The 6673-nt window shown below is 71.2% G+C and carries 9 protein-coding genes; 5 read left to right on the forward strand and 4 right to left on the reverse strand.

Annotated features, from left to right (window positions below):
• Positions 1 to 79 precede the first annotated feature (79 nt).
• Positions 80 to 1015, reverse strand: coding sequence for a LysR family transcriptional regulator (locus tag ACZ68L_RS18855; protein WP_469578121.1), 936 nt, complete (start codon positions 1013 to 1015; stop codon positions 80 to 82).
• Positions 1016 to 1148: 133 nt separating this feature from the next.
• Between ACZ68L_RS18855 and ACZ68L_RS18860 the strand changes: the two genes are divergently transcribed.
• Both ACZ68L_RS18860 and ACZ68L_RS18865 read left to right on the forward strand, forming a co-directional pair.
• Positions 1149 to 2393: an MFS transporter gene (locus tag ACZ68L_RS18860; protein WP_469578125.1), complete on the forward strand. Its 1245-nt coding sequence runs from the start codon at positions 1149 to 1151 to the stop codon at positions 2391 to 2393.
• A gap of 212 nt (positions 2394 to 2605) precedes the next feature.
• The gene (locus ACZ68L_RS18865; RefSeq protein ID WP_469578127.1) at positions 2606 to 3226 is read left to right on the forward strand and encodes a cysteine hydrolase family protein; all 621 of its coding nucleotides are present in this window, start codon (positions 2606 to 2608) and stop codon (positions 3224 to 3226) included.
• A 136-nt stretch (positions 3227 to 3362) separates the two neighbouring features.
• On the opposite strand, the gene ACZ68L_RS18870 is transcribed toward ACZ68L_RS18865, so the two are convergent.
• Genes ACZ68L_RS18870 through ACZ68L_RS18880 form a run of 3 tightly spaced genes read right to left on the reverse strand, consistent with a single transcriptional unit; the run spans position 3363 to position 4332 of the window.
• Positions 3363 to 3794 (reverse strand): hypothetical protein, encoded by a 432-nt coding sequence (locus ACZ68L_RS18870; RefSeq protein ID WP_469578129.1) that lies wholly within the window; start codon positions 3792 to 3794, stop codon positions 3363 to 3365.
• The gene (locus ACZ68L_RS18875; protein WP_469578131.1) at positions 3791 to 4111 is read right to left on the reverse strand and encodes a DUF7848 domain-containing protein; all 321 of its coding nucleotides are present in this window, start codon (positions 4109 to 4111) and stop codon (positions 3791 to 3793) included. The genes ACZ68L_RS18870 and ACZ68L_RS18875 overlap by 4 nt, the downstream gene beginning before the upstream one ends.
• The gene (locus tag ACZ68L_RS18880; RefSeq protein WP_469578133.1) at positions 4108 to 4332 is read right to left on the reverse strand and encodes a hypothetical protein; all 225 of its coding nucleotides are present in this window, start codon (positions 4330 to 4332) and stop codon (positions 4108 to 4110) included. Before ACZ68L_RS18880 ends, ACZ68L_RS18875 begins: the two co-directional genes overlap by 4 nt.
• 168 nt (positions 4333 to 4500) lie before the next feature.
• Here ACZ68L_RS18880 and ACZ68L_RS18885 point away from each other — a divergent pair, with 168 nt between their 5' ends.
• From ACZ68L_RS18885 to ACZ68L_RS18895, 3 genes are all read left to right on the forward strand, one after another.
• On the forward strand, positions 4501 to 5343 hold the full coding sequence (locus ACZ68L_RS18885; protein ID WP_469578135.1) for a helix-turn-helix domain-containing protein: 843 nt from the start codon (positions 4501 to 4503) through the stop codon (positions 5341 to 5343).
• A complete protein-coding gene (locus ACZ68L_RS18890; RefSeq protein WP_469578137.1) occupies positions 5325 to 5612 on the forward strand; it encodes a DUF397 domain-containing protein in 288 nt (95 codons plus the stop codon). The genes ACZ68L_RS18885 and ACZ68L_RS18890 overlap by 19 nt, the downstream gene beginning before the upstream one ends.
• A gap of 242 nt (positions 5613 to 5854) precedes the next feature.
• Positions 5855 to 6385, forward strand: coding sequence for a hypothetical protein (locus ACZ68L_RS18895; RefSeq protein ID WP_469578139.1), 531 nt, complete (start codon positions 5855 to 5857; stop codon positions 6383 to 6385).
• Positions 6386 to 6673 lie beyond the last annotated feature (288 nt).

A 6673-nucleotide genomic window follows, 5' to 3' on the forward strand; every position in this document is an offset into this window, starting at 1 on the left:
CCGTCAGGGCCTTCCCTGCTCCCGCACGCCTGCCTCCTGACTCCCGGCCCATCGGTCCGGCCCGCCGAGGCGGCGGCGTTCAGCGCGGAACCACCCAGCTCGGCACCCAGGTCCCTGCGGCGTCGTGGCCGGCCGTGGTGGCGGCGAGGTGGGCGCGGAGGGTGGCCAGCGCGGGGTGGGGGTTGTCGCGGTGCCAGAGGAGCGAGTGCGGGTAGACGGGCATCGGGTCGGTCACCGGGATGCGGCGCAGGCCGTGGCCTGCGGGCCAGACGAGGCGGGAGTGCTCGCCCATGAAGGTGGCCAGGGCCGGGGTGTCGGCGACGGTGTCGAGGAGTGCGTCGGAGCCGAAGTTGGGGCCGGTCGCCTCGATGGTGAGTCCGAACTCGGCGACGAGATCGTCGTAGTAGGCACCCCACTCGGTGCCGGGGACGATGCCGGGCATCCAGATCCGGTGCCCGACGAGCTGAGCGAGAGTCACGGACCGGGCGCCCGCCAGCGCGTGGGCGGGGCCGGTGAGGAGCTGGAGCGGCTCGTCGAGCACCCGGACGGACTCGATGTCCTCGGGAAGGGGCCGGCCGGGCACGGCGACGGCACGGAAGGACACGTCGATCGCGCCGGACCGGAGGGCCGCGACGGCCGTCTCGATGTCGAACAGCATCACCACGTCGAGCTCGATCTCGGGGTGCGCGCGGTGGAAGCCGCGCATCAGGCCCGACTGCGCGGTGCGCGAGGCGATCACGTCGACGCGCAGCGGCCGGCGGCCGGTGCGCACGGACGCGTCCGCGCGCTCGGCGACGCGCAGCAGTTCGCGCGCGTGGGGCAGGAACGCCTGCCCGTCGATGGTGAGCTCGGCGCCGCGCGGGGTGCGGGTGAACAGCCGCACCCCGAGGTTGCGCTCCAGCGCGGCGATGCGCTTGGAGACGGCCTGCTGGGTGACCGCCAGCTCGGCGGCGGCCTCCTGGAACTGCCCCGCGTCGGCGGCGGCGACGAAGGTCCGGACGGTGTCGAGGTCCATACCTACACCCTATGGGCACAACCACTGGTTGTGGCCGACGGCTCTGCCGTTGTTTGATCCCCAGGCCTGCTGCCCGCTTTGATACTTCCGATCGCGGATCGGTTGTGCGGGTGAGTGACGAGGGGCGTCGGACATGAGGAACGGGCACCGGTTGGGGCGACGGTTCGGGTGGCTCTGGGGAGCGTACGGGACCAGCGCGCTCGGCACCTGGCTCGCCTTCGGCGCGTTCCCGCTGATCGCCATCCAGGTGCTGCACGCCGGGCCGGCGGAGGTCGCGGCGTTGTCCTCCGTGGGGGCGGCGGTGGGCGCGGCCGTGGCGGTGCCGCTCGGCCCGTGGGTGGAGTTCCGCCGCAAGCGGCAGGTGCTGATCGGGACGGACCTGGTGCGGTTCGCGGCGCTGCTGACGATCCCCGCCGCGTTCGCGCTCGGCGTGCTCACCTTCCTTCAGCTCCTGCTGGTCTCGGTCGTCGTCGCGGCGGCCGACATCACCTTCCGCGCCGCCTCCGGCGCGTACCTGAAGACGCTGCTGCCGGCCGAGGACCTGCTCGTCGCCAACGCCCGCTTCGAGTCCACGGCCTGGACGACCACGATCATCGGACCGCCGCTGGGCGGCGTGGCGATCGGGCTCCTCGGCCCGGTGGCCACGGTGGTGGCCGACGCGGTCAGCTACCTGCTCTCGGCCCTGGGCATCCGCGCGATGGGCGGGCACGCACCGCGGCCCGAGCGCCGGGAGGCGACGCGCATGCGGGCCGGGGACCTGCTCGACGGCTGGCGGTACATCCTCGCCGACGCGACGCTGCGTCCGCTGTTCTTCAACACCGCCTTGTTCAACGGCCTGGTGATGGCCGCCCAGCCGCTGCTGGCCGTCCTGATGCTCGGACCACTCGGGTTCGCGCCGTGGCAGTACGGCCTCGCCTTCGCCGCGCCCTCGATCGGCGGGCTGCTCGGTTCACGGCTGGCCCGACCGCTCGTCACCCGGTTCGGGCAGCACCAGGTCCTGGTCGTGGCCGGGATCCTACGCGCGATCTGGCCCGTCGGCCTGGCCTTCATCGGGCCGGGCGGCGGAGGGCTGCTGCTGGTGATGGGCGTCGAACTCGGGCTCATCTTCTGCTGCGGGGTCTTCAACCCCGTCTACGCCACCTACCGCCTCGAACGCACCGCGACCGACCGGGTCGCCCGCACCCTGTCCGCCTGGTCGGTGACGACCAAGGCCTCGACCGCGCTCCTGACGGCCGCATGGGGCGTGCTGGGCGGCCTGCTCGGCCCGCGTACGGCCATCGGCCTGGCCGGCGTGCTCCTGCTGGCGACCCCGCTGCTGCTCCCCCGCCGCGCGGCAATGCCTCTCACCGAGCCGGAGCCGGCACCGAACCACACCTGACAGACCGCCACGGCCGTCACCGCGACCGGGTTGCGCCGCCCCTGTCGGAGCGGGTTCACCCCTGCGCGTACAGCTCGGGTATGAGCGCGACGGCCTCCGCCGTGGCCCGTGGGGTCGCGGCGCGGCACATCGTGGCTCACGTGCCCCATGTGCAGTCGGCCCCCATACGCGCTCTCGCGTATCAGGGCGCCCTCATCACCCAAGGAGAGAAAATGACCGTCACGACCCCGGCGCTGGACCCCCGCACGGCCGCACTGCTCGTCATGGATTTCCAGCAGGGAATCCTGGCCTCGCTCCCTGACTCGGCCGACCCGGAAGCGCTGCTGTCACGGGTGGCCGGCGCCATCGCCGACATGCGAGCGCACGGCGCCGCCATCGCCTACGTGCGAGTCGGATTCACCGAGGCCGACTGGGCGGCGATCCCGCCGACCAACACGGCTTTCTCCTTCCTCGGCCGGCAGCGCCTCATGCACCACGCGGATCCCGCCACAGACCTCCACCATCAGCTCGCTCCCGAGTCCGGCGACATCACCGTCCGCAAGACCCGCTACGGCGCGCTGTCCACTACGGACCTGGACCGGCAACTGCGGGATCGCGGAATCACCACCCTGGTCATCGCCGGCATCACCACCAGCGGCGTCGTACTGTCCACCCTCACCGACGCCGCCGACCGCGACTACCAGCTCTACGTCCTCTCCGACGGCGTCACCGACCCGGACCCGCAAGCCCACCAGACCCTGATGACCAGCATTTTCCCGAGGCTGGCCCACATCATCGACACCGCCGAACTCCGCTCGCTCCTGCACGAGAAGGCGGCGCCGCCGAGCTGCTGACCATCGCGGAGGACCTGCGGCACCACGGCATCCGACTCGAACTCCGCACCGACCCCCTGCAAGGGCCACGGCCTCGGAGCCGCCCCGCACACCAGGCGCACCTGGCCGATCTGCTGCCGTCACCCCGCACAGTCACTCACAGGTAGAGCTGCCGCTTACAGGTGCGGCAGTGGGTCTTGCCGCCGCGCTTCTCGGTCTGCCGGTGCTCGCACGTCACGGCCTGGTTCACGGCCATGTTCACGACTTGGTCCGGGGCCCGGTGCTTGGTCCTGCTCCTGGCCTCCGTCCCGGCCGTCGTATCTCCCCCGCAGGCAGGGCCGACGGGCGCGTCCATGGCGTGCGACTGGACGCGCACCATGTGGTCGAGTTCCGCGACGCACGGGCCGCACGCGTACACGTCGCCCGTCGCGCCGGGGGTGTGCACGGAGCCGACCCACAGCACGCGCACGCCCTCGCGTCGGCAGTACAGCCAGCAGTTGCCCGTCACCCACGCGTTGCCGTCGTCCGTCCGCGCGACCGGCGGCCACGCATCGCGCCAAGGACGTTCGGCGGCCGGAGCGAAACTCACACCGCGCCTCCGCTCGCCCGCACCGGCGCAGCTGTCCTACCCGGCGCAGCCGTCTCACCCGGCTCGGCCATCTCACCCCGCTCGGCCGTCGGCCGCATGACCGCGTAGTCGCGAAAGTTCCGGTGGTAGCGCCGGTGTCCGGTCTCCTGCGTGTGCCTGCGCTGCCACTCCTCGACCGGCGCCGGATGGATGTACGCACCGGACCGCGCGCCGCACTCGGTTTCGTCGCCGGACACGCAACGGACCTCGTACTCCGGCTCCGCCGTCGCGTCCTGCTCGATGGTGAACGGGACGTAGCGGAAGACGCTCCGGGTCACCGCCCCGCCCCCTTCTCGATGACCGCCGCCAGCGCGCGGGCCACGGGCGCGGAGCAGTCACCGAGGGTCACCAGGGCATATCCGGCGCCGTCGGCGCGCACCTGGGGACGGACGTCCATCGCGGGCAGCTGGATACCCGCCCGCCGGAGCGCCGCGCCGAGCGCGTCCCGCGCGACCTCGGCTTCCCTGATCTTCCGCACCGCTCGCTGTTGTGTCGTCATGGGTTCCGTTCCGTTCGCCCAACACCGGCGTGAGATGTGGGGGCTTGGACTACTGTGCGTGTTCCGGGCATTACGAGAATGGACCCGGAACAGGGAACGGACACCATCGACGGGCTGTACTTCCCCGGCCCCGGCGGTAGTTCCACACCTTCCACGGAGGAGCACGCCATGCCGCCGAGACGGGTGGTCACGGGTCGGAGCCAGCAACCACGTCAACGGTTCATCGAGGAGCTGCGGTTACTCCGCTCGCAGAGCGGCCACAGCCTGCGCAAACTCGGCGAAGTCCTCGGCTGGGACTGGTCGTTGTTCGGCAAGATGGAGAGCGGGGAGACCCTCGGCGGTCCGGAGGTCGTGCAGGCGCTCGACCAGCATTACGGGACGCCCGGCCTCCTCCTCACACTCTGGGAGCTGGCGGTCGGCGACCCGACCCAGTTCCGCGAGCAGTACCGCCGGTACATGACCTTGGAGGCCGAGGCGGTGAGCCTGTGGCAGTACTCCGTGAGTGCGCCGCCGGGCCTGCTCCAGACGGGCGGGTACGCGCGCGAGGCACTCGCGGCGGGCGGCACCAAGGGTGAGGAACTGACCCAGCAGGTCGAAGCGCGCATAGGGCGGCGGAAGGTGCTGGAGGGGGACGACGCGCCGCCGTTCCGAGTCATCCTCTCCGAGGCGGTTCTGCGCACGCACCTGTGCGACGCCCGGGCGTGGCGGGAACAGGTGGAGTATCTGGCCGAGGCCTCGGACCGCCCGAACATCACCCTCCATGTGCTGCCGTTCAACGCCGGTCCTCATAGCCTGATGAGCACCGATGCGATGTTCCTGCGGCTGCCGGACGGCCGTACGGTGGCCTACACCGAGAACGACGTACGTGGTGAACTGATCGAGGAAACAGGCAGGGTTGAGCATGTGCAGCGCAGATATGATGCGGTGCGTGACCTGGCGCTGCCCCCGGTCGAGTCACGGAAGTTCATCATGCGGATGTTGGAGGAAGCGCTGTGCGAGCCATCGACCTGAGCAACGTCACATGGCGCAAGAGCAGGTACAGCAACACGGACGGCGGCAACTGCGTCGAGGTCTCGGACGACTTCCTGAGCACCGCCACTTGGCGCACGTCCAGCTACAGCAACTCGGACGGCGGCCAGTGCATCGAGGTGGCCGACGGCTTCCCCGCAGTTGTGCCCGTACGTGACAGCAAGAACCCGGGCGGTCCCGCGCTCATCTTCGAGTCGGCCGCCTGGTCGTCGTTCGTGAACGCCGCCAAGGGCGGGGAGTTCACCGTCTGAGCCGCGCGACAGCCTTCGACCGACCGGCCCTCGCCCAGCAGCGGGGGCCGTTGTCATGCCGGAGCACGGGCGGCGTCCAACTCATGTTTCCAACAGGGTGATTGACGTTCCGTCATGATGGCTCCGGCGTAACCTGACGGACCCGCGAGCCGGTCCGCACGAGGGTTCGCGGTCCGCAGGTGGGGGTGGATCCTCCGGCAGCGGGCAGCGTAGGAGATGTCCACGATCCGGGAGGGGGCCCGATGAGGCGTACAGAAGTGGCCAGACAGTTGGGCGGATTCGTACGGGAGCACCGCACCGACAGCGCGAAACGCCTGCGGCAGGCGGGCATCTGGCTGGTGGTCGGGGCGGCGGGCACGGCCGTCGGGCTGCCGGTGGCGATCGCGTCGGTGGGTACCGTCCACGGGGCCCCGAAGCTGGCGGGGCTGCTGCTCGGGGTCGGCCTGGTGGGGTGGAGCCTGGGGATCTGGCGCCTGGTGCAGGCATTCCGTACCCGGGAACAGTCCTTCGACATCCATGAGCGGGGGTTCACCCACCGCGTGGCGGGCGACGCCACCGTCATCCCCTGGGAGGACGTGGCGCGGGTGAGCGCCTCCGGCGGCGACGGCCGTGCGCTCGCCGATGCTCGCGGCATGGGTGCCACGTGCGAGATCCGGCTGCACAGCGGACGCCGAATCCGCGTGGACGCGTTCACCGAGGACATGCGGGAGCTGGCCACGTTGGTCCACCGCGCGGTTCACCTCGGAGAGTTCCCCCGGGGCCGGGGCCGCTGACCGGCCCTGCCCCACGCCACCCAGCAGCAGGCCGAAGAGGTCAAGGAACACATCGCCAGGCTGCTGTGCCCGGACCACGCCCGGCCGTGCCCGATTCCGTGGTCGGCGTCCCTCGGAGTCCTCGTGATGGCCCCGACCAACAAGGTCGGTGTGAACACCGAGCTCGGCCCCGGCCGGACCCCGACTCCGGTTCTGTGCGACATCCCGTGAGTTCCCCTGGGACCCGCTGAGTACCTGACCCCGTGGCCAGGTGGTTCTTCCTCCTTGGGGTGCACTGTGGCCTTGTGA

The organism is Streptomyces sp. NPDC104309, assembly GCF_055584025.1.

Bases quoted from the DNA above. Each gene is read 5' to 3' on its own strand.
- ACZ68L_RS18855 (WP_469578121.1), bottom strand. From the start codon at position 1,015: ATGGACCTCGACACCGTCCGGACCTTCGTCGCCGCCGCCGACGCGGGG.
- ACZ68L_RS18860 (WP_469578125.1), top strand. From the start codon at position 1,149: ATGAGGAACGGGCACCGGTTGGGGCGACGGTTCGGGTGGCTCTGGGGA.
- ACZ68L_RS18865 (WP_469578127.1), top strand. From the start codon at position 2,606: ATGACCGTCACGACCCCGGCGCTGGACCCCCGCACGGCCGCACTGCTC.
- ACZ68L_RS18880 (WP_469578133.1), bottom strand. From the start codon at position 4,332: ATGACGACACAACAGCGAGCGGTGCGGAAGATCAGGGAAGCCGAGGTC.
- ACZ68L_RS18885 (WP_469578135.1), top strand. From the start codon at position 4,501: ATGCCGCCGAGACGGGTGGTCACGGGTCGGAGCCAGCAACCACGTCAA.
- ACZ68L_RS18895 (WP_469578139.1), top strand. From the start codon at position 5,855: ATGAGGCGTACAGAAGTGGCCAGACAGTTGGGCGGATTCGTACGGGAG.